Source organism: Streptomyces bacillaris (assembly GCF_003268675.1).
Taxonomy (GTDB): domain Bacteria; phylum Actinomycetota; class Actinomycetes; order Streptomycetales; family Streptomycetaceae; genus Streptomyces; species Streptomyces bacillaris.
The window spans coordinates 4,786,127-4,807,217 of sequence record NZ_CP029378.1 but is presented as its reverse complement, the minus strand read 5'-3'; the positions used below and the strand labels follow the sequence as shown (position 1 = coordinate 4,807,217).

Annotated in this window: 21 protein-coding genes; 10 read left to right on the top strand and 11 right to left on the bottom strand. The window is 73.8% G+C overall.

Features of this window, described 5'->3' with window-relative positions:
- Positions 1-9 precede the first annotated feature (9 nt).
- The 3 genes from DJ476_RS20890 to DJ476_RS20880 form a co-directional block, all read right to left on the bottom strand.
- Positions 10-1,965, bottom strand: coding sequence for an outer membrane protein assembly factor BamB family protein (locus tag DJ476_RS20890; RefSeq protein ID WP_167480394.1), 1,956 nt, complete (start codon positions 1,963-1,965; stop codon positions 10-12).
- Between the two features lie 304 nt (positions 1,966-2,269).
- Positions 2,270-4,093 carry an ABC-F family ATP-binding cassette domain-containing protein gene (locus DJ476_RS20885; RefSeq protein ID WP_112491281.1) on the bottom strand — a complete coding sequence of 608 codons (1,824 nt, stop codon included), beginning with the start codon at positions 4,091-4,093 and terminating at the stop codon, positions 2,270-2,272.
- 86 nt (positions 4,094-4,179) lie between these two features.
- Positions 4,180-5,619, bottom strand: a complete 1,440-nt coding sequence (locus DJ476_RS20880) for an acyltransferase family protein (protein ID WP_112491280.1) — start codon at positions 5,617-5,619, stop codon at positions 4,180-4,182.
- Between the two features lie 246 nt (positions 5,620-5,865).
- Here DJ476_RS20880 and DJ476_RS20875 point away from each other — a divergent pair, with 246 nt between their 5' ends.
- Positions 5,866-6,426 carry a hypothetical protein gene (locus tag DJ476_RS20875; RefSeq protein ID WP_112491279.1) on the top strand — a complete coding sequence of 187 codons (561 nt, stop codon included), beginning with the start codon at positions 5,866-5,868 and terminating at the stop codon, positions 6,424-6,426.
- Positions 6,423-6,596: a hypothetical protein gene (locus tag DJ476_RS34595; protein ID WP_162638760.1), complete on the top strand. Its 174-nt coding sequence runs from the start codon at positions 6,423-6,425 to the stop codon at positions 6,594-6,596. Before DJ476_RS20875 ends, DJ476_RS34595 begins: the two co-directional genes overlap by 4 nt.
- A 40-nt stretch (positions 6,597-6,636) precedes the next feature.
- Here the strand turns inward: DJ476_RS34595 and DJ476_RS20870 are convergent, their stop codons facing one another.
- Positions 6,637-7,359, bottom strand: a complete 723-nt coding sequence (locus tag DJ476_RS20870) for a helix-turn-helix domain-containing protein (RefSeq protein WP_318294757.1) — start codon at positions 7,357-7,359, stop codon at positions 6,637-6,639.
- Positions 7,360-7,466: 107 nt separating this feature from the next.
- Here DJ476_RS20870 and DJ476_RS20865 point away from each other — a divergent pair, with 107 nt between their 5' ends.
- Both DJ476_RS20865 and DJ476_RS20860 read left to right on the top strand, forming a co-directional pair.
- Entirely contained in the window at positions 7,467-8,135 is a 669-nt protein-coding gene (locus DJ476_RS20865) for a class I SAM-dependent methyltransferase (RefSeq protein WP_103421089.1), read from the top strand.
- A 39-nt stretch (positions 8,136-8,174) separates the two neighbouring features.
- Positions 8,175-8,675, top strand: coding sequence for a DinB family protein (locus tag DJ476_RS20860; protein WP_103421090.1), 501 nt, complete (start codon positions 8,175-8,177; stop codon positions 8,673-8,675).
- 23 nt (positions 8,676-8,698) lie between these two features.
- On the opposite strand, the gene DJ476_RS20855 is transcribed toward DJ476_RS20860, so the two are convergent.
- The 5 genes from DJ476_RS20855 to DJ476_RS20835 form a co-directional block, all read right to left on the bottom strand.
- Entirely contained in the window at positions 8,699-9,604 is a 906-nt protein-coding gene (locus tag DJ476_RS20855; RefSeq protein ID WP_103421091.1) for a 4-(cytidine 5'-diphospho)-2-C-methyl-D-erythritol kinase, read from the bottom strand.
- On the bottom strand, positions 9,601-10,473 hold the full coding sequence (gene rsmA, locus DJ476_RS20850; protein ID WP_019761751.1) for a 16S rRNA (adenine(1518)-N(6)/adenine(1519)-N(6))-dimethyltransferase RsmA: 873 nt from the start codon (positions 10,471-10,473) through the stop codon (positions 9,601-9,603). The genes DJ476_RS20855 and rsmA overlap by 4 nt, the downstream gene beginning before the upstream one ends.
- Positions 10,470-11,852, bottom strand: coding sequence for a ubiquitin-like domain-containing protein (locus DJ476_RS20845; protein ID WP_404827524.1), 1,383 nt, complete (start codon positions 11,850-11,852; stop codon positions 10,470-10,472). The genes rsmA and DJ476_RS20845 overlap by 4 nt, the downstream gene beginning before the upstream one ends.
- Positions 11,853-12,049: 197 nt before the next feature.
- Entirely contained in the window at positions 12,050-12,925 is an 876-nt protein-coding gene (locus DJ476_RS20840) for a TatD family hydrolase (protein WP_112491278.1), read from the bottom strand.
- 231 nt (positions 12,926-13,156) lie between these two features.
- A complete protein-coding gene (locus DJ476_RS20835; protein WP_112491277.1) occupies positions 13,157-13,516 on the bottom strand; it encodes a hypothetical protein in 360 nt (119 codons plus the stop codon).
- A gap of 498 nt (positions 13,517-14,014) precedes the next feature.
- Here DJ476_RS20835 and DJ476_RS34955 point away from each other — a divergent pair, with 498 nt between their 5' ends.
- Genes DJ476_RS34955 through DJ476_RS20815 form a run of 5 tightly spaced genes read left to right on the top strand, consistent with a single transcriptional unit; the run spans position 14,015 to position 17,948 of the window.
- On the top strand, positions 14,015-14,191 hold the full coding sequence (locus DJ476_RS34955; protein ID WP_019762097.1) for a hypothetical protein: 177 nt from the start codon (positions 14,015-14,017) through the stop codon (positions 14,189-14,191).
- 10 nt (positions 14,192-14,201) lie between these two features.
- On the top strand, positions 14,202-14,906 hold the full coding sequence (locus DJ476_RS20830; RefSeq protein ID WP_112491276.1) for a hypothetical protein: 705 nt from the start codon (positions 14,202-14,204) through the stop codon (positions 14,904-14,906).
- Positions 14,903-15,952, top strand: coding sequence for a DUF6895 family protein (locus DJ476_RS20825; protein WP_112491275.1), 1,050 nt, complete (start codon positions 14,903-14,905; stop codon positions 15,950-15,952). Before DJ476_RS20830 ends, DJ476_RS20825 begins: the two co-directional genes overlap by 4 nt.
- Positions 15,949-16,893 (top strand): DUF6895 family protein, encoded by a 945-nt coding sequence (locus DJ476_RS20820; protein ID WP_112491274.1) that lies wholly within the window; start codon positions 15,949-15,951, stop codon positions 16,891-16,893. The genes DJ476_RS20825 and DJ476_RS20820 overlap by 4 nt, the downstream gene beginning before the upstream one ends.
- On the top strand, positions 16,890-17,948 hold the full coding sequence (locus DJ476_RS20815; RefSeq protein WP_112491273.1) for a serine hydrolase domain-containing protein: 1,059 nt from the start codon (positions 16,890-16,892) through the stop codon (positions 17,946-17,948). Before DJ476_RS20820 ends, DJ476_RS20815 begins: the two co-directional genes overlap by 4 nt.
- 19 nt (positions 17,949-17,967) lie before the next feature.
- Here DJ476_RS20815 and rsmI read toward each other — a convergent pair whose 3' ends face one another.
- The gene (gene rsmI / locus DJ476_RS20810) at positions 17,968-18,879 is read right to left on the bottom strand and encodes a 16S rRNA (cytidine(1402)-2'-O)-methyltransferase (protein WP_206608350.1); all 912 of its coding nucleotides are present in this window, start codon (positions 18,877-18,879) and stop codon (positions 17,968-17,970) included.
- 53 nt (positions 18,880-18,932) lie between these two features.
- Between rsmI and DJ476_RS20805 the strand changes: the two genes are divergently transcribed.
- Positions 18,933-20,702 (top strand): dolichyl-phosphate-mannose--protein mannosyltransferase, encoded by a 1,770-nt coding sequence (locus tag DJ476_RS20805; RefSeq protein ID WP_103421099.1) that lies wholly within the window; start codon positions 18,933-18,935, stop codon positions 20,700-20,702.
- 65 nt (positions 20,703-20,767) lie between these two features.
- Here DJ476_RS20805 and DJ476_RS20800 read toward each other — a convergent pair whose 3' ends face one another.
- Entirely contained in the window at positions 20,768-20,944 is a 177-nt protein-coding gene (locus tag DJ476_RS20800; RefSeq protein WP_318294756.1) for a hypothetical protein, read from the bottom strand.
- Positions 20,945-21,091 lie beyond the last annotated feature (147 nt).

Sequence of the window (21,091 nt, the reverse complement as noted above, 5' to 3'; positions counted from 1 at the left end):
GGGCGGCGGTCACTTGGAGAACACCAGCGCCGTGGCCTGCTCCATCTCCCCGTCGTCGCGGCCGCTGAGCCGCCGGGGCAGGAGGTAGGAGCGGCCGTCCTCGTACCGGACGGTCTGCCCGCCGAAGAGGCTGTTCTCGATCCGGTTGGTCCCCTCCGGGTGCTGGAGCAGGACGCTGGTGGAGCCGCCGGACGGCGGGAGCGTGAGCATGGCGCCGGGCTTGTCGTACCGCGGCTCCATGTAGAGCACCAGCTTGCCGCCGTCCACCCGGACCGGGGTCACGGCGCGCTCGGACGGGGCGGGCGCCGTCCACTTGGGCTTGCCCGTGTCCAGGTCGAAGGCGACGACCTTGTTGGTGCGCGCGGAGCCGGACCCCTCGGCCTTGGTGGCCATGTAGAAGGTGTCGCCGTCGGCGACGACCCCGGTGCACCCTTCGAGCTTCTGGCCGAAGATCGCGAACGTACCGCCGCAGTTGGCGACGACCGTGTCACCCTTGGCCGGGCTCATCTGGGAGCGGAGCTTGCCGCTGTCGGTGAACGCGGCGATCGACCACTGCTTCTTCTTCTTGTTGTCGAGCGAGACCACGAGCGGGCTGACCGAGTAGACCTTCTTGATCTCCCAGCCGCGCGGCGGCTTGTAGGTCCACTTGGGCTTGCCGCTGGTGGGGTCGAGCTCCTGCAGCTCGTGCTGCGGGTTGTCGGTGTCGCTGGTACGGCAGTTGGCGGCGGCGATCAGCTTCGGGCCGCCCGCGAAGGCGAAGGTCTTGCAGTTGCCCGACGGGGTGCCGAACAACTCCTTGCCGTCGCTGACCCGGTACGCGCTGGAGTAGCTGGTCCGCCCGGCGGTGACCGTGTTCCCGCTGATCGCGACCCCGATGTCGGAGATCAGGTCGAAGGCGCCGGCCTTCTTGACCTCGGACTTCCAGCCGGCCTTGCCGGTGTTGAGGTCGATCATCTGCAGCACGGAGCAGGTGGACCGGTCCGTGGTGCCGTTCTCGATGGCGATGACGATCTTGCCGTCGGGGGCGACCGTGTTGGGGGTGGCGCAGATGTCGGCGGGGAGGTCGACGGTCCACTTCTTCTTGCCGTCGGCGACCGAGTAGCCGGAGACTCCCCGGTACAGGGCGGTGACCATGGTGTCACCGACGTACCAGGGGCCGTAGATCTCGCCGCCGTTGCGCGGCAGGTCGACGTCGTTCTTCTGGAGCCAGGCGACCTTGGCCTCGCCCGGCTTGCGCCCGGCGTTGAGGTCGTCGTCGGTCTCCCGGCCGCCTCCGGTGCCGTCGCCCTCGTCCACGGTGGGGGAGGCGCTGGGCGTCTCGGGCGCCTTGGGGTCGCTGCTCGGGCCCGCGACCGGCTTCTTGGGGTCGTCGCCGCTGTCGCTCACCACGTACCAGGCGCCCGCGCCGACGAGCAGGACCACGGCGACGGCCGCGGCGGCGAGGATGCCGGTCTTCCCCTGGAAGGGCCCGGAGCCTCCGGACCCGCCGGGGGCGGGCGCGCCGGGGTACTGCTGCTGCGGATAGCCGTAACCGGGCTGCGTGGGCTGACCGTAGGGGCCGGGGGCGGGCTGGCCGTAGGGGCCGGGCTGCTGGCCGTAGCCGGTGGCGGGCTGCTGGCCGTACGGGGAGGAGGGCGGCTGACCGTAGGGACCGGGAGCCTGACCGTACGGGCCGGGGGCCTGGCCCGGAGCCTGCCCGGGCGCCTGGCCCGGAGCCTGTCCCGGTGCCTGGGGGTAGCCGTAGCCGGGCTGGGCCGGGGGCGCCTGCGGGTAGCCGTACGCCGGGTCGCCCGGGGGCGGCGTCTGCGGCGGGCCGGCCGGGGCCTGCGGCGGCTGGGCGGGCGGACCGGCCGGGGCGGCCGGCGGCTGGTCCTGCGGCTGCGGCGGCTGAGGAGTCCCCTGCGGCGGCTCCTGCGGAGCCCCGAAGCCCCCCTGCGGCGGTTGCTGGCTGGGCGGCTGGCTCATCAGCACGTCCCCCTTCGTGCGGTCCGGTGTCCGATCCGGTCTCCCCCGCGATTCCGAAGAGGTCAATTCCCCTCGGAAAGGAGCGAATCGGGCATGGCTTCCGCGGTGTTACGACAGTCGGGCGGGGCTTCTTTGTACCACCCGTCCGACGTCGAACACCGGATCGGTCCATGCCCTGTTCCCAAGGGAGAACCGCGTCGTGATGCCCTCGTTACGACCGGACCGAGGTGACGAACAGTCACCGAGGACGGCCGGGGGCCGCCCGAGGCCGAAGCCTCGGTCGGGCCCCCGGCCGGGCGGACCCTCAGGCGTCCTCGGCCAGCTCCAGCCAGCGCATCTCCAGCTCGTCGCGCTCGGTGACGAGTTCGCGGAGTTCGGCGTCGAGCTTGGCGACCTTCTCGAAGTCGGTGGCGTTCTCCGCGATCTGCTTGTGCAGCGCGGTCTCCCGGGTCGAGATCTTGTCGAGCTGCCGCTCCACCTTCTGCAGCTCCTTCTTCGCGGCGCGGGCCTCCTGCGCGGAGAGCGCGGGGGCGGCCGGGGCGGCGGAGGCCTCACGCGCGGGGGCGGGGGCGGCCGAGGGGGTGGCCGCCTCCTCCATGCGCTGCCTGCGCTCCAGGTACTCGTCGATGCCGCGCGGCAGCATCCGCAGGGCGCGGTCACCGAGGAGGGCCATGACCCGGTCGGTGGTGCGCTCGATGAAGAACCGGTCGTGGGAGATCACGATCATCGACCCGGGCCAGCCGTCGAGGAGGTCCTCCAGCTGGGTGAGGGTCTCGATGTCCAGGTCGTTGGTGGGCTCGTCGAGGAAGAGGACGTTGGGCTCGTCCATCAGGAGCCGCAGGATCTGGAGGCGGCGGCGCTCACCGCCGGAGAGGTCCCCGACGGGCGTCCACTGCTTCTCCTTGGTGAAGCCGAACTTCTCGCAGAGCTGCCCGGCCGTCATCTCGCGGCCCTTGCCGAGGTCGACCCGGTCGCGGACCTGCTGGACGGCCTCCAGGACCCGGAGGTTCGGGTTCAGCTCGTGGACCTCCTGGGAGAGGTAGGCGAGCCGGACGGTCTTGCCGACGACGATCTTCCCGGCGGCGGGCTGCTCTTCGCCCTGGGTGCGGGCGGCCTCGGCGAGGGCGCGGAGCAGCGAGGTCTTGCCCGCGCCGTTGACGCCGACGAGGCCGATGCGGTCGCCGGGGCCGAGCTGCCAGGTGAGGTGGGTGAGGAGGGTCTTGGGCCCGGCCTGGACGGTCACGTCCTCCAGGTCGAAGACGGTCTTGCCGAGGCGGGCGTTGGCGAACCGCATCAGCTCGCTGGTGTCGCGCGGCGGCGGCACGTCGGCGATCAGCTCGTTGGCGGCCTCGATGCGGTAGCGCGGCTTGGAGGTACGGGCGGGGGCGCCGCGGCGCAGCCAGGCCAGCTCCTTGCGCATGAGGTTCTGCCGCTTGGCCTCCTCGGTGGCGGCGATGCGCTCCCGCTCGGCGCGGGCGAAGACGTAGTCGCTGTAGCCGCCCTCGTACTCGTGGACGGTGCCGCGCTGGACGTCCCACATGCGGGTGCAGACCTGGTCGAGGAACCACCGGTCGTGGGTGACGCAGACGAGGGCGGAGCGGCGGGCGCGCAGATGGCCGGCGAGCCAGGAGATGCCCTCGACGTCGAGGTGGTTGGTGGGCTCGTCCAGGACGATCAGGTCCTGCTCCTCGATGAGGAGCTTGGCCAGCGCGATACGGCGGCGCTCGCCGCCGGAGAGCGGGGCGATGACGGTGTCGAGCCCGTGCTCGAAGCCCGGGAGGGCGAGGCCGCCGAAGAGCCCGGTGAGCACGTCCCGGATCTTGGCGCTGCCGGCCCACTCGTGGTCGGCCAGGTCCCCGATGACCTCCTGGCGGATGGTGGCCTCGGGGTCCAGTGAGTCGTGCTGGGTGAGCACGCCGAGCCGCAGCCCCCCGTTGTGGGTGACGCGGCCGCTGTCCGCCTCCTCCAGCTTGGCGAGCATCCGGATGAGGGTGGTCTTGCCGTCCCCGTTCCGGCCCACGACACCGATCCGGTCGCCCTCGGAGACCCCGAGGGATACGCCGTCGAGCAGGGCACGGGTGCCGTACACCTTGCTGACCTGCTCGACATTGACCAGATTGACGGCCATTTCACTCCTGCCCAGGGGGTTGATCGACCCTCCCAGGGTACGGCGCGGCGGAGGGGGGTCGGTGGCACGGTCCGGGCGGCGCCTGCCTAGCGAGCCCCCCGCCCCGCCCTCTCCACCAGGAGCCAGCCGCCCAGGGCCATCGCCACGGCGGCCGGGGCGGAGACCGGGATGGCGATCAGCAGGGCGGTGCGGCCCTCAAGGAGGCCGCCGAGGCCGACCATGGAGAGGCCGAGGACGCCGAGCAGGCAGAGGGTCGCACCGAGGGCGGCCAAGGGGCCGGAGCCCGGGGCCGGGGTGGTGGCCGACGGGGGCGCCGGGTGCTCGAAGGTGCGGAAAGCGGCGACCAGGGCGGCGGTGAGGGCAGCCGCGGCGGCCAGGCGCAGTGGGGTCTGGGCCCACCAGGCGGCCGTGGCCGGTTCGGGGAGCGGGACGTCCAGGGCGAGCAGCGCCCCGTACACCCCGAGCATCGCCGTGAGGTGCCAGAGGAACGCGGTCATCGCCACCCCGTTGGCGGCCACCACCGTGCGCCAGGCGCGGGGGCGGGCCAGCAGGCGGGCGGCCGGGGCGCGGAGCAGCTCGACCGCGCCGACCAGCCAGAGCCCGTGGGCCAGCAGGGCGAGGGTCGGCGGGGCCATGTTGCTGACCTTCTCGCCGGGCATCCCGACCATGGAGAGCGGGTAGGGCCCGGCCGTCACCAGGACCACGGCCCCGATCAGCCCGCCCCCGGCGAGCAGGGCGGGGACGCGGAGGGAACGGAGGGAGCGGAGCCTTGTGCTGGGGGCAAGGCCCGCGCCGGAGGCAGAGCCCGTACCGGAGGCCGAGCCCGCGCCCAGGCGGCCGTCGGCGCGCAGGAAGCCGAGCTGGTGCACCGCGAGCCAGACGAAGGCGAAGTTCAGGAACTCGACGTACGGGACCCCGCCCGCGAACCGCAGCACGTCCACGGCCGCCGCCGCGCCCGCCAGCCCCGCGAAGGCGCCCCAGCCGTACCGTTCGTGGAGCCTCAGCAGCGGCGGGGTGAACGCCACCATCGCCAGGTAGATCCCGATGAACCAGAGCGGCTGGGTCACCAGCCGCAGCGTCACACCGGTCAACCCACCGCCCCCGCCCAGAAGTTGGACGAGGAGCGCGACCACGCCCCAGACCAGCACGAAGACCATGGTGGGGCGCAGCAGCCGCTGGAGCCGGGCCCGCAGGAACGCCGCGTAGACGGAATCGGCGGAGGTGGCGGAGTCGGCTGAGGCGGAGGCGGCGGAGCCCTCCGGGCGCTTGCGCAGCAGCGAGCGGTACGACAGCGCGTGGGAGAACCCGCCGACGAAGAAGAACACCGGCATGACCTGGAGCAGCCAGGTCAGCGGCTGGAGCGCGGGGACGACGGCGAGGAGATTGCCGACCCCGTCCGGGGTGACCGCCGCCATCATCCAGTGCCCGAGCACGACCACGGCGAGCGAGCCGACCCGGAGGAGGTCGACGTAGCGGTCCCGGGTGGCGGGGGTGGCCTCGGCGAGTACACGAACTGCTGATCCCATATCCCTACGTTCGCGGCGCGGGCGGGCGCGCGGGAGGGCGCACGTACTCAATCCGGCGCCTGAGTACGCGAGATGGCGGCAGGGCGCCCCTACGGGCTTTCTCCGTACCGGGGAGTAGATCTGGACAGGCCACCACCCGAGGCGTAAACAGGGCCAAAAGCCACTGCACGGCCGGGCGGACGCCGGGGTCAACACCCGTACGCGTAAGCCCTGTTCGCCGTTCCCCTGAATCGGAGTGCCACCATCGTGCGGATCCCTCGCCGCCTCGCCCCCGTCGCCCTCGCCGGTCTGCTCACCCTGGCCGGGTGCTCGGGCGGCTCCACCACCCAGGCCGAGAGCGGCGCCCCGGCGACACCGTCCCCGTCCGCCACCACGGCGACAGCCACGGAGACGCCCAGCCCCAGCCCGACCCCCACTCCCACGCCCGAGCCCCTCATGCCCGCCCTGCACAGCCAGACCTATGAGCAGGCGCAGGCCGAGCTGGTCCGCCAGGAGATATCCACCGCGCTCCTGAAGTCCGCCGCCCAGCACAAGGACGTCACCCTCCCCCGGGACCACGACGGTTGGTACGTCTGCGACGCGAGCCCCCGGATCGGTTCCAAGGTCACGGCCACCACCACGGTCACCGTCAAGCTCGCGGAGGACTTCAGCGACTGCACGACCAGCTTCAACGGCTATCTGCACCAGAAGAACGACCCGGCCTACACCCCGCCCGCGCCGAAGCCCAAGCCGGTGCCCACCACGCAGGCCCCCGCTCCCGCCCCGGCCCCGAGAAGGCCGCGCCGAAGCCTGTCGGCGGCTCGATGATCACCTGCCCCGACGGCAAGCAGGGGTACGCCTGCACCTCCAACGGCCACCCCGTCGTCGACGGCCAGTTCTGCCCGAAGGCCGACCGCGGGCGCACCCTCAAGGCCACCAACGGGACGACGGTCACCTGCTCGTACGACCCGAGCGTCCGACCGTACCGCTGGCAGTAGGAGCGTCCCCCTGGCCAGGTCCGGTGATCAGGTCCGGTGATCAGGTCCGGTGATCAGGCCCGGTCGGGTCGGCCCGTACGTGCGCCCGCATCCCGTGCGGGCCGAACAGGATGAGCAGCTCGACCGCGCCCCCGTCCGCGCTGCCCAGCCAGTGCGGCAGGGACGTGTCGAACTCGGCCGCCTCCCCGGGCGGCAGGACCAGGTCGCGGTCGCCGAGGACCAGCCGGAGCCGGCCGCTGAGTACGTAGACCCACTCATGGCCCTCGTGGGTCTGCGGGGTGGGTGCGAGCGGCTCCGGGCGGGCCGGGATGATCATCTTGAACGCGTGGATGCCGCCCGGCCGCCGGGAGAGCGGCACGAAGATCATGCCGAACCGCCGGACCGGCTTCAGATGGATCCGGGGATCACCCGTGCGCGGGGCGCCGACGAGGTCGTCCAGCGGGACGTCGTAACGGCGGGCCAGCGGCAGCAGCAGTTCCAGGGTGGCCCGGCGGCGGCCGCTCTCCAGCCGGGAGAGGGTGCTCTCCGAGATCCCGGTCTCCGCCGCGAGCTCCGCGAGGGTGATCCCGCGTCGGCGGCGCAGCGCGCGGAGCCGGGGCCCGACCGCGTCGAGCACGTCGTCCGTCGCGCGGCTGCTGCTGCCCCGGCCGCTCTCCCGGCCGCCGCCTCGGCCGCTCTCGCTCCCGGTGTCCTGGCTGCCGGTGTCCTGAGTGCCGCTGCCCTGACTGCCGCTGTCCTGGCTGCCGTCCGCGTCTCCACTCATGCGTGCATCTTGCCAGAACGGCAAGATCCCGTGCGGTCGGTGGCGGGCCTGGCAAGACTGAACGCGCACCCCGTTCGTTCCCTGCCTCAGCCCCGAGGAGCCCGCCCATGAACACCACCGCCGACGCCCGCACCACCTGGGACGGCATCTACGCGGCCCGGCCCGCCGCCACCGACCCGCGGCCGAACGTCCGCCTCACCGAGACGGTCGCGGAGCTGCCACCCGGTGACGCGCTGGAGCTGGGCTGCGGGGAGGGCGGCGACACGCTGTGGCTGGCCCGGCGGGGGTGGCGCGTCACCGCCGTCGACCTCTCGGCCGTGGCGGTCGAGCGGCTGAACGCCCTGGCCCGCTCGCACGGCCTGGCCGGCCGGGTCACCGCCGAGCAGCACGACCTGGGCGCGTCCTTCCCCGAAGCGCCCGAAGATCCCGAGGGTTCCACGGGCGGGTTCGACCTCGTCACCGCCCACTATCTGCACACCCCGTTCGACCTGGACCGGTTGGCCGTCCTGCGCCGGGCCGCCCACGCGCTGCGGCCGGGCGGGCGGCTGCTGGTCGTCGACCACGGTTCGACCGCGCCGTGGTCGTGGAACCAGGACCCCGGCGTCCGCTTCCCGAGCCCGCGGGAGGTCGCGGAGGGCCTGGCGCTCGACCCCGCCGGCTGGACGGTCGAGCGGGCCGACGCCCCGCGCCGCACCGCGACCGGGCCGGACGGCACCACCGCCGAGGTCACCGACCACGTCCTGATCGTCGTCCGCCGCGCCGCCGGACGCGCCTGACGCACCCGACCGCCGCCGATCCCGCGAAGGAGGCCCACCATGACAACCGGCCCCCGCCCCCGTCGCCGTCGCGACACCCCGCCGCCCCGCACCGGCACCACCGAGGCCGAGACCCTGCGCGGCTTCCTCGACTACCTCCGTACCTCCGTCGCCGCGAAGGTGGAGGGCGCACCGGAACCGGCGGTCCGCACGGCCGCCGTGGCCTCGGGGACGAACCTGCTCGGCCTGCTCCATCACCTGACGCACGTCGAGCGCGCGCTCTTCCTCGGGGAGGAGGTCACCGACTGGCAGGGGACGTTCCGGGCCGCGCCGGAGGACACCGTGGACGAGGTCGTCGGCCGCTACCGTACGGCGGTCGAGCGCGCGAACGCCGTCCTCGACGGGTGCGCCGACCCGGCCGCCCCGCTCCCCCGCGCCCGGCCGGGGAAGCCCGCGCCCAGCGTCCGGTGGGCGCTCACCCACATGGTCGAGGAGACCGGCCGGCACGCGGGCCACGCGGACATCCTGCGCGAGCTGGTCGACGGTACGACGGGCCGCTGAGCCGGTCGTTCCCCTTCAGGGGGTCAGGCCGTCACCACGTGCGCGCCCCGCGCGGGCGCCGGAGCCACCCGCGCGTTGCGGCAGGTCCCGGAGGCCAGCAGCGCGTCGGCCACCTTCCGGGCCGCCGGCTCGTCCGCCACCAGGAACGCCGTCGTCGGCCCCGACCCCGAGACCAGGGCGGCCAGCGCCCCCGCCTCCGTGCCCGCCGCCAGCGTGTCGGCGAGGGAGGGGCGCAGGGAGAGCGCGGCGGGCTGGAGGTCGTTGCTCAGGGCGCCCGCGAGTGCGCCGGAGTCGCCGGAGCGCAGGGCGGCAAGCAGCGCGGGCGAGGCGGTCGGCTCGGGGACCTCCACCCCCGCCGTGAGCCGGTCGAACTCCCCGTACACCGCGGGCGTCGACAGACCCCCGTCCGCCACCGCGAAGACCCAGTGGAACGTGCCGCCCACCTCGATCGGGGTCAGCTTCTCGCCGCGTCCCGTACCGAGCGCGGCCCCGCCGACCAGGCTGAACGGCACATCGCTGCCCAGCTCGGCGCAGATGGCCAGCAGCTCGTCGCGGCTCGCGCCCGTCCCCCAGAGCGCGTCGCAGGCGACCAGGGCGGCGGCCCCGTCGGCGCTGCCGCCCGCCATGCCGCCCGCGACCGGGATGTCCTTGGCGATGTGGAGGTGGACGGCGGGCGTGATGCCGTACCGCTCGGCCAGGGCCACGGCGGCGCGGGCGGCGAGGTTGGTGGCGTCCAGCGGGACCTGGGCGGCGTCCGGGCCGGAGCAGGTGGTGCGCAGCTCGTCGGCGGGGGTCGCGGTGACCTCGTCGTACAGGCCGACGGCGAGGAAGACGTTGGCCAGGTCGTGGAAGCCGTCCGCGCGGGCGGCGCCCACGGCGAGTTGCACGTTGACCTTGGCGGGGACGCGGACGGTGACAGCGGCGCTCATGCGGACTCCTCCGGCTTGTGCTCCGCGATCGCCGCGAACTCCTCCACCGTCAGCGACTCCCCGCGTGCCTGCGGCGAGATCCCGGCGGCGGTCAGTGCGGCCTCGGCGGCGGGCGCGGACCCGGCCCAGCCGGAGAGGGCGGCCCGGAGCGTCTTGCGGCGCTGGGCGAAGGCCGCGTCCACGACGGCGAAGACCTCGGCGCGGGAGGCCTTGGTGGCGAGCGGTTCGGTGCGGCGGACGAGCGAGACGAGTCCGGAGTCGACGTTCGGGGCGGGCCAGAAGACGTTGCGGCCGATGGCCCCGGCGCGCTTGACCTCCGCGTACCAGTTGGCCTTCACCGACGGAACGCCGTAGACCTTGTTGCCCGGCCGGGCGGCGAGCCGGTCGGCCACCTCGGACTGGACCATGACGAGGGTCCGCTCGATGCTCGGGAACCGCTCCAGCATGGTGAGCAGGACGGGCACGGCCACGTTGTACGGGAGGTTCGCGACGAGCGCGGTGGGCGCGGGGCCCGGCAGCTCGGTGACCAGCATCGCGTCGGAGTGGACGAGGGCGAAGCGGTCGGCGCGCTCCGGCATCCGGGCCTGCACCGTGGCGGGCAGCGCGGCCGCGAGGGTGTCGTCGATCTCGACCGCGACCACCCGGTCCGCCGCCTCCAGCAGCGCCAGGGTCAGCGAGCCGAGCCCGGGGCCGACCTCGACGACCACGTCGTCCGGGCGGACCTCGGCGGTGCGCACGATGCGGCGGACGGTGTTGGCGTCGATGACGAAGTTCTGACCGCGCTGCTTGGTCGGGCGTACGCCCAGCTTCGCGGCCAGGTCGCGGATGTCTGCGGGGCCCAGGAGGGCGTCGGGCTCTGTGCTGCTCACCCGGTAAGCCTACGGCCGCAGTGCGGCCACGGACTCGCCCCCCGCTGTACGTACAGCTTCTTCGCCCGGTACGTCTGCTCGGCGGCGGGCGCGTCCTGGGGCCGCCCGCTGCCGCCGAGCGACTGCCAGGTCTGCGTGTCGAACTGGTACAGCCCGCCGTACGTCCCGCTCGGGTCGACCGCCCCCGGCCGCCCGCCGGACTCGCAGGCGGCGAGCGCGGCCCAGTTCAGCCCGTCCGCCCCGGCGACCGAGGCGGGGCGCTGGCGGGTGCCGGTGCGCACGATGCGGCTGACCGGCCGGTGGACCAGTTCCTCGGCGGTGCGGCGGGGCTTCTGCCGTACGCCGTTGACGGTCCGGACGGCGTACGTGACCCGGCGCACGCCGTTGCGCCCGGCCCGCTCCACCCGTTCGATGCCCCGGAACAGCTCGGGGTCCTCGCTGCGCTCGACGGCGTACGGGACGCTCTCCTCGCGCACCTCGTGGGTGTCGGTGATCCGCAGGACGGAGACCGTCTGCCCGTCGCGGGGGAAGCTCGTGGCGGCGACGGAGGTGGTGTCCAGCCCTTCCAGGGTGATGCCCGCCTGGGCGAGGGCTTCGTGGACGGTGGCGGCGTTGGTGCGCAGGGTGCGCTCCTGGCCGTCGGCCATGAAGGTCACGGTGCGTTCGGTGCGGACGGTGAGGGTGAGGCCGGTGCGGGCGACGGGGGCCGAGCGGGGGACGGAGAGGTACGCGCCCTCGGTACGGACCCCGAGGGCGCGGAGGGCCTCCTCCACGGTGCCGGCGGTCGTCCAGACCCGGCGGTGGTGGCCGTCGAGGGTGAGGTCGAGGGGGCGGCCGTAGCGGACGGTGACCTCGTCGCCGTGGGCCAGGTCGGTGCCGGGGGCCGGGGAGACGCGGTCGTGGGTGCCGACGGTGACGCCCTCGTCGGCCAGGAGTTCGGTGACGTCGTCGGCGAAGGTGTGCAGGGTGCGGGGCGTGCCGTCGACGTCCAGCCGGACCGCCTTGTCGTGGGCGACGAACGCGGCGGTGCCCCCGGCCAGGAAGGCGACGACGAGGGCCCGGGGGACGAGACGGGCGAGCTTCAGGTTTTCGGGGTTCGGGGCGGGGGTCCGGCGGCGCTTGGCGGCCCGCCGGACCTCGGCGCGGGTGGGGCCCTGCCGGGGCACGGTGGACGGGGGCCCGGCGGCGAGCGGAGGGTCGACGGCGAGCGGGAGGTCGACGACGGTCGGGGCGTGGGCCTGGGCGGCCGTCGGGGCGTGAAAGGGGGCCGGGGCAGGGTGGGCGGGGGCTGCCACGGAGAGTCCGTCGGCCACGGTCGGCTGGTCGCGGAACCGGTCGTGGAACCGGTCGTGGAGCGCGCCGGGGAGCGGTGCCGCCACGGGCGCGGCAGTCGGTGGCGCCGTCGCCGTACCCCGTCCACCGCCGCCGCGCGCTGCCCGGTGACTGCCCTGCGAAGTTCTCACGCCGCTCCCGAAGATCCGCCCTTGCCCCCGTCGTGCGCGGGGACGATAGCGGAGCTTCGGTGACGCATCAAAACGACACGGCTACGGAGAGTTGCCGCAGGGTTCTCCTGGCCTCAGAAGTCGAACGCGCGTGCCGTGTTGTCGTAGACCGCGGCGGCCAGGGTGTCCTCGTCGACCCCCTTGACCCCGGCCATCGCGCGGAGCGTGACGGGAATGAGGTAGGGGGCGTTGGGCCGTCCCCGGTACGGGGCGGGGGTGAGGAAGGGCGCGTCCGTCTCGACGAGCACCAGCTCCATGGGGGTCACGGCGAGGGCGTCGCGCAGCGGCTGCGCGTTCTTGAAGGTCACGTTGCCCGCGAACGACATGAAGTACCCGGCCCGTGCGCAGACCTCGGCCATCTCCGCGTCGCCGGAGTAGCAGTGGAACACCGTCCGCTCGGGGGCGCCCGCGTCCGCGAGGACCCGCAGGACGTCGGCGTGGGCGTCCCGGTCGTGGATGACCAGGGCCTTGCCGTGCCGCTTGGCGATCTCGATGTGGGCCCGGAAGGACTCCTCCTGGGCGGCGATGCCCTCGGGGCCCGTACGGAAGAAGTCCAGGCCCGTCTCCCCGACCCCGCGCACGTGGTCCAGGGCGGCCAGCGCGTCGATCTCCGCGAGGGCGTCGTCCAGCGCGGCCTTGCCGCCGGGCTCCCGGGCCCCCTGCCGCGCGGTCCCGGCGGCGCCCTCGACGTACCCGTGGACGATGCGCGGGGCCTCGTTGGGGTGCAGGGCGACCGAGGCGTGGACGGCGGGGTGGGCGGCCGCGGTCTCGGCGGCCCAGCGGGAGCCCGCCACGTCGCAGCCCACCTGGACCACCGTCGTCACGTTCACCGCGGCGGCCCGGGCGAGGGCCTCCTCGACGGTGGAGTCCTGCATGTCCAGGTGGGTGTGGGAGTCGGCGACCGGGACCCGGAGGGGTTCGGGCAGCGGCGGGGCTTCGGTACGGCTCATGCGCACGACTCTACGAGGGGCCATGGATGTACGAGGGGCCCGGTCCGCCGGCGTACGAGGACCGGGCCCTCACCGCTCTCACGGTCCTCACGCGGGGAGGCGCTCCACCGGCGGCACCGGGCCCGGCTCACGTACGCCGGGCTCCGGGCCAGGCCGGAACCGGACCCGGACCACGAACAGGCCCGGGCCCGTACCGGCCCCGGTCCCCGGACAGCCGACCGTCCCCAGGTCTCACCTGCGGTGGAACAGGTCCGACAGCCGCCAGTGGTGGCGCTCCGGCCCGGTGTCGGCGCCGACGGGCCCGGCGGGCTCCGCCGTGCGCGCGGGGCCGTGCTGGCGCTGGAGCAGCTTCTGCACATCGGCCACGCGCCCGGCCCGCATGATGCGGACCACGTGCCCGCCGCAGTTGGTGCAGGTGGGGGTGGAGAGCGGGGACGGCACGCGCTCGCCGTCGGCCGTGTAGGTGACGAACTCGTGGCCGTGGAGGTCCACGTGGTGCTCTATCTCGTAGGACTGCTCCCAGCCGTACCCGCACCGCATGCACGCGAAGGCGTACGCCTCGTGGACGGTGGTCGCTGCGATCTCGCTCATACCCGCTCCTCTTGTCCGCCGGTCAGGCACTCCGGGGACGGCCTCCCCGCCCGAGGGGTTCGAACAGGTGGCCCGTCCCCTCCAGTGGACACCCGTGCGGGGGCTGACGCACCAGTTCAGAGCCGTTATTGATGCGTTCTTGGCCTCCTTTTGCCGCCCTTTGCCGCCGCATGGCCCGCCGGAGGGCTCCCGACGGACAGCCCGTGACCGGCGGACGGAACGGCCAGGACCGGCGGACCGGGCGCTCCTGATCGGCGGTCGGCCGAGCGCCCCCGCACGCGCCCCGCCGTCCGGAGTGAATGCGCCCGCGCACCACCCCCGCGCCACCCCCGGAAATTCCCCGGATTACGCCACCCCCCTCACCCATTCGGCCCATGAATTCACCATTCAATTGAATAGTCGATTTCCACAGCTTTCCGCTCCCGATTTGCGGAGCCTCCATTCCTCCTTTTCACTCGTTACGTCCACCCCATTTCCCACAGGACGGGGAACAACCTCATGTACACCACGGACACCACTGCCACCGACATCGAGTTCGACCTCGACGCCGCACTCAACCCGGGCGAGATCGACGGCGTGTACCGCGACACCCGCGAATGCGCCTACCTCGCGCTTCTCGCGGGCGGCGGCGCCCTGCTGCTTTCGCCTCCGACCCCGCGCCCGAAGAAGGGCTGAACGTCGGAACATGGACCAGACACATGCTCCGTCCCCGCTAGCGGGTGCCGTGCATGACCTGGCAACAGAGGTGGTCCTCGCTCTTCGGAGGGGGGACCACCTCGCCACGGTGTGCGGCGCGGCGGGAATCGACGAGGAGAACCGGACCGGAATCGCGGCGGCGCGGGTCATCGGCGCCGACGTGCTGCTGCCGAGCGTGCTGTACGGACGCAACCCGCATCCGGGGGACGTCGCCGTGCTCGACCGGGCGGTACGGGAGTTCCCGCCCAAGCCCGACGCCCCGGCCGCGACGGCCTGGAGCCACTGGCACATGATCTCCACGCTCCGGCGGATCGCCCCGCCGCCCCCGGGCGCCCCGGCGGTCACCTACGAGGAGCCGGACGCGGCCTGGCTGGAGCAGGCGCCCTGGCAGTCCTTCACCCACCAGCTCTCGGTCCTCGCCCCCCTCGCCGTACCGGCCGCCCCCTCGGCCGTGCAGCGGGCCGCGGCGGCGCGGGCGGTCGACCTCGCGCGCGGCTTCGTCCGCGCGGTCCGGCGGCGCGACTGGCTCCAGGCGGCGGGCGCGGGCCGCTGGCTCGCTGCGACCGGCGGCGAGCCGGCCACTCTGGGCCTGGAGCGCGGCCTCGATTTCATCGAGCTGATGGGCGGCCACGACCCCCGCGTCACCCTCCATGTACGGGCCGCCCGGCTGATGGCCGAGGCGAGGACCCGATGACGACGACCGCGACGCCTCAGCACCCCGGACCCCACCCGGGCCACGCCTCCCGGGAGCACCCCTCCCCCGGCGCCGCGCTCGCCGTCCTCCCGCACGTCCTGCGCGGGGCCCTCGCCTGGACCGACGCGCACCGCACCCGGTTCGCGCTCCCCGACGACGTCCTGGAACCCCACACCCAGGTCAACGCCACGCTCAAGCCCCTCGGCGAACTGGCCCAGCTCTGCTCCACGGTCACCGCCGCCACCGCCCCCGGCACCCCGGAGCACGAGGTGGCCGGGGACCTCGTCACGTACGCCTGGCAGGAGGTCTCCCAGGGCCAGCTCCTCCTGGAGCTGCTCCGCCTCGAACCCTTCGCGGCCTACCCGTACGAGATCTACGCCGCCTTCGCCGGGCACGGGCTGCGCCACGAGGGGTTCGAGGCGCTGGCCCGCCCGCTCACCGCGACCCGCGCCTGGGCCCACACCGAGCAGCACGCCAACCGGCAGCTCGGGCTGGTCAACTCCGAGCGGCGGGTGGGGGCGCTGACCCACACCGACGCGGGCGGGGTGCTCGCCCGGACCTGGCTGGGCGGGCTCTCGGAGCCGTGGATGTTCGAGGGCCCGTCGGGCTACGCGCTGACCCACACCGTCTTCCACCTCACCGACTGGGGCCGGATGCCCGACCGGGTGCCGGAGAAGATCGACGGCTATCTGCGGACCTGGCTGCCGGCCTGGGCCGACGGCTGTCTGGAGAGCGGCCAGTGGGACCTGACCGGCGAGCTGCTGGCGGTGGCGTCCTCGCTCCCGGGCCCGGCGCCGGAGGAGCTGCTGGACGCGGTCTGGCCGGTGCTGGCCGACGTCCAGCACCCGACCGGCTGCGTCCCGGAGACGGGCGTGCCGGTCCAGGACCCCGCCCCGGACCCGTACCCCTTCATCGACTGCTACCACTCCACGCTGGTCACGGCCTTCGCGGCGGCCCTGTCCCTCGGGTCGCTGCGGCGCACGGGCGAGCGGACGGACGACCGGACGGACGAGACGACTCCCGGCCGGGAAAGGCACATCCCATGAGCAGCGGCAGCACCACGACCGGCATCCAGCAGATCCACGACGTGGGGGCGAAGGCCCTGGGCTGGCTGTACGAACACCGCGAGGGCTTCCGGCTGGAGGCGGACCCGTCCCCGGAGGCGGGGATGCTGGACCGGTTCAAGCCGCTGGGCGAGCTGGCACTGATCGGGAAGGTCATCTTCCGCGAGGGCGTGGCCGGTTCACAGCAGTCGGCGCTCGCGCACAAGCTGCTGGACCACGCCTGGCACGAGCTGCTGGATTCGGGGGCGCGGCTGCTGGAGGGCCAGCGGCGCGAACCGCTCTCGCCGGTGCCGCTGGAGGTCTACGTACCGTTCCGGGAGCTGGGCTACCGGCAGCCGGACCTGGAGTCCGCGATCCGGCTCAACCACCGGCTGGCCAGCTGGGCGGGGCTGGAGGTGCTGCCGGTGCGGCGGCTCGGGCTGAGCGCGATCGAGCGGCGGTTCGGGGTGGAGCCGAGCGTTCCGGAGACGGCGGCGCTGGCCCACACCTGGCTGGCGCGGCGAGCGGAGCCGTGGACGGTGGAGGGCCACATCGGCTACGACGTCACGCACACGGTCTTCCACCTCACGGACTGGGGCGAGAAGCCGGCCGGGCTGCCCGCCGACATCGCGGAGTACCTGGCACTGTGGCTGCCGGCCTGGCTGGACGACTGGCTGGACCTGAAGCGCTGGGACCTGCTGGGCGAGCTGCTGGTCGTGGACGCCTGCCTGCCGGAACCGACGCTGGACCCGGCGGCCTGGCAGGGGTTCGCCCAGGCGCAGCAGCCGGACGGGGCGATGCCGGTGGTGGGCGGGATGCCGGAGGGGGACGAGGAGGCGGTGTTCGACCTCGTCTACCACCCGACGCTGGTGGCGGCCTTCGCCTCGGCGCTGGCGATGAGCCGGGCCCTGTCCGGCCTGAGCACGGAACCGGCCCCGGCATGACGGACGTCACCGTGCCCCGCGTGGACGCCCCCGGCTCCCCGTCCACCACCGCACGCCTCCTGGCCGGGGCGGCCGCGCGGATCGACGCCCCGGACGTGGTGCTCGCGCTGAGCCGGGACGGGGTCCGTACGGTCCACACGGGCGGCAGCGCGGAGCCCGGCCCGGTCCCCCGGGAGCGGCTGCACCACGAACTGGGCTCGGCCTCGAAGCCGTACGCGGGGCTGCTGCTGGCCCGGCTGGTGGCGCAGGGGCGGGTGCGGTACGAGGACCGGGCGGCGGACCTGCTGGCCCCGGGCCTCCCGGTGCACCCGGCGGTGCGCCGGATCACGCTGCGCCAGCTGCTCACCCACACCTCGGGGCTGCCGGGGCTGCCCGCCGACTTCTACCCGCAGGCGGTGCCGCGCTGGTCGACGGACCCGTACGGCACCTACCCGGCGGACCGGGTGGTGCGGGCCTTCCTCCGCGCCCGCCCGCGCCACCGCCCCGGCACCCGCTGGCGCTACTCGAACTTCGCGGTCTCCGTCCTCGGCCACACCCTCGCGGCCGCCACCGGAACCCCGTGGGAGGTGCTGCTGCACCAGCAGGTGCTGGCCCCGCTGGGCCTGGAGGCCACGCTGCTGCGCCCGGGCCCGGACGGCACCGACGCGACCGGCCACCGCCGCGACGGCACCCCGCTGCCCGCGCTGGACACGGGGGGCTTCACGGCGGCGGGGGCGCTGCGCGCGACCCCGCTGGACCTGCTGACGTTCCTGGAGGCGCACCTGGGGGGCGGCGAGCCCCGGGACCCCTCGCTGGCCGCCGCGCTCACCGAGGTGGTCCGCCCGCTGCTGCGGCGCGGCTGGCGCCACGCGCACACCCACACGCTGACGTGGTTCCAGCACCCGTCCCCGTACGGTCCGGTCCTCTTCCACGCGGGGGCGACCCTGGGCCAGCAGGCGTTCCTGGGCTTCCGCCCGGGGACGGGTCTTGCGGTGGCGGCGACGGCGACGCGGCGGGTGCACCGGAAGGACACGTTCGTGGCGACGGCGTACGAGCTGCTGACGGAGACGCCGTAAGTAGAGAGTCGGGGTACGCCTACGGCTTGGGCGCCCGCTGGGAAGCGCCCCCGGCCCCCTTCTCACCCTTCTCCGCGTTCTTGGCGGCGACCACCGCGTCGAACACCTCCCGCTTGGGCAGTCCGGCCGCGGCGGCGACGGCGGCGATGGCCTCCTTGCGCCGCTCCCCCGCCTCCTCGCGCACCCGCACGCGCCGCACCAGCTCCTCCGCGTCCAGCTCCTCCGGCCCGGAGTCGGCGGCGCCCTCGACGACGACGGTGATCTCACCCCGTACGCCGTCGGCGGCCCACTCGGCCAGCTCGCCGAGCGGACCGCGCTTGACCTCCTCGTACGTCTTGGTCAGCTCGCGGCAGACGGCCGCGCGGCGCTCGGCGCCGAAGACCTCGGCCATGGCGGCGAGGGTGTCGTCCAGCCGGTGGGGGGCCTCGAAGAAGACCATGGTGCGCCGCTCGTCGGCGTTCTCGCGGAGCCGGGAGAGCCGCTCACCGGCCTTGCGCGGGAGGAACCCCTCGAAGCAGAACCGGTCGACGGGCAGCGCGGAGAGGGCGAGCGCGGTGAGGACGGCCGACGGCCCCGGCACGGCGGTGACCCGGATGTCGCGCTCCACGGCGGCGGCGACGAGCCGGTAGCCGGGGTCGGAGACGGAGGGCATCCCGGCGTCCGTGACGAGGAGCACCCGGGCGCCGCCGACGAGGGCTTCGACCAACTCGGGGGTGCGGGCGGACTCGTTGCCCTCGAAGTAGGAGACGACACGCCCCGAGGTGTGGACGCCGAGCGCCTGGGTGAGCCGGCGCAGCCGCCGGGTGTCCTCGGCGGCGACGACGTCGGCCTTCTCCAGTTCGGCGGCCAGGCGGGGCGGGGCGTCCGCCACGTCACCGATGGGGGTCCCTGCGAGCACGAGCGTTCCAGTCGTTCCAGTCACATCAGCCATCCTCGCAGCACGGGCAGCACCCTTCGCACAGAAGCGTTCCCTACGATGGCGCGGTGACGAGTACCGCACCCGAGACCCAGCGGGGCCAGGACGCCGGGGACCCGCTCGGCGAAGAGCCGACCTCCTGGCAACGGCGGCTGCGCCGTTTCGGCCATGTCCCCCGCCCGGAGACGCCGCTCCGCGACCGGCTGGACCCGCCGTACACCCGGCCGGGCCGCCAGGTGTGGTCCGTCTTCGCGATCTCACCGGCGCTGGCCGACCGGCTGGTGCGGTGGTCGGGCTGGGGCGGTCCGCTCCTGGTGGCGCTGGTGGCCGGTGTGCTCCGCTTCTGGAAGCTGGACCAGCCGCACGCGGTGATATTCGACGAGACGTACTACGCGAAGGACGCGTGGGCGCTGGTCAACCAGGGGTACGAGGGGTCCTGGCCCAAGGACGTCGACAAGCTGATCCTGAAGGACCCGTCGTCGGTGCCGATCCCGACCGACCCGGGGTATGTGGTGCACCCGCCGGTCGGCAAGTGGGTCATCGGCTTCGGTGAGCAGCTGTTCGGCTTCACGCCGTTCGGCTGGCGGTTCATGGTGGCGGTGCTCGGCACGCTCTCCGTCCTCATGCTCTGCCGGATCGGCCGACGGCTCTTCCGCTCGACGTTCCTGGGCTGCCTGGCGGGGCTGCTACTGGCCGTGGACGGCCTGCACTTCGTGATGAGCCGGACGGCGCTGCTCGACCTGATCGTCATGTTCTTCGTGCTGGCCGCGTTCGGGTGCCTGGTGGTGGACCGGGACCATGCCCGTCGCCGGCTGGCCGCCGCGCTGCCGGTGGACGAGGAGGGGGTGCTGCGCCCGGACGCCCGGATCGCGGAAACCTCGCGCCTGGGGTGGCGGCCGTGGCGGCTGGCGGCGGGCGTGATGCTGGGCCTGGCGTTCGCCACGAAGTGGAACGGGCTGTACGTGCTGGCCGCGTTCGGCCTGATGACGGTGTTGTGGGACGTGGGCGCCCGCCGCACGGCAGGCGCGGCCAAGCCGTATCTCGCGGTGCTGCGCCGGGACTTGGTCCCCGCGTTCGTCTCCACGGTCCCGGTGGCGATCGTCACGTACCTGGTCTCCTGGACCGGCTGGATCGTCACGGACAAGGGGTACTACCGGAACTGGGCGGCCACGGAGGGCAAGGACTCCGGCTGGAGCTGGCTGCTGCCCGACTGGCTGCGGAGCCTGTGGCACTACGAGACCCAGGTGTACGACTTCCACGTCGGCCTCACCTCGGGCCACACGTACGAGTCGAACCCCTGGAGCTGGCTGGTGCTCGGCCGCCCCGTCTCGTACTTCTACGAGGAGCAGACGGGCTGCCAGGAGTCGGCCACGGGCAAGTGCGCCGCCGAGGTCCTGGCCATCGGCACCCCGCTGCTCTGGTGGCTGGCCTGCGTCGCCCTCGCGTACGTGGTCTGGCGCTGGCTCTTCCGCCGCGACTGGCGGGCGGGCGCGATCGCGTGCGGCGTGGCGGCGGGCTGGCTCCCCTGGTTCTTCTACCAGGAGCGCACGATCTTCCTCTTCTACGCGGTGGTCTTCGTCCCGTTCCTCTGCCTGGCCGTCACCATGCTCCTGGGCGCGATCATCGGCCCGGCCGCGGGCAAGGGCACCCGCGCCGAACTGGGCCTGACGACGGCCGACCCGACCGGCGAACGCCGCCGCACCTTGGGCGCCATCGCGGCGGGCGTGCTGGTGCTCCTGATCATCTGGAACTTCATCTACTTCTGGCCGCTGTACACCGGGACGTCGATCCCGGAGGACCTGTGGCGGGACCGGATGTGGCTGGATACGTGGGTGTAGCCGAGCGCCTGGTCTGAATGCCCGGAGGGCCCCGACACCTGATGGTGTCGGGGCCCTCCGGGCATTCAGACCGCGCTTCCGCGCTTCCTTCTCAGCATCGCCCTCGTCCACAGCGTCAGACCGACGAGGGAGAGGATCACCGCTCCTCCGACGGCCACGGGGATGGCCCCGATGAGGAGGAACGAGACCAGCAGCTCCGCCCACGTCGGCTCTTCGCCCATCGTGCTTCCGCTCTGCTCCATGGACGCCATGACGCGGGCGGACGGTGATCGGTTCCGGGGGTGGAGAGCGCGTTACCGACGCGTTTCCCTTCCCGGCTCACCGCCCCTTCACGGTTTCCCGGAATTCACACCAAGAAAGTCGACCGGGAAAGGCGGACGCGTGGACGC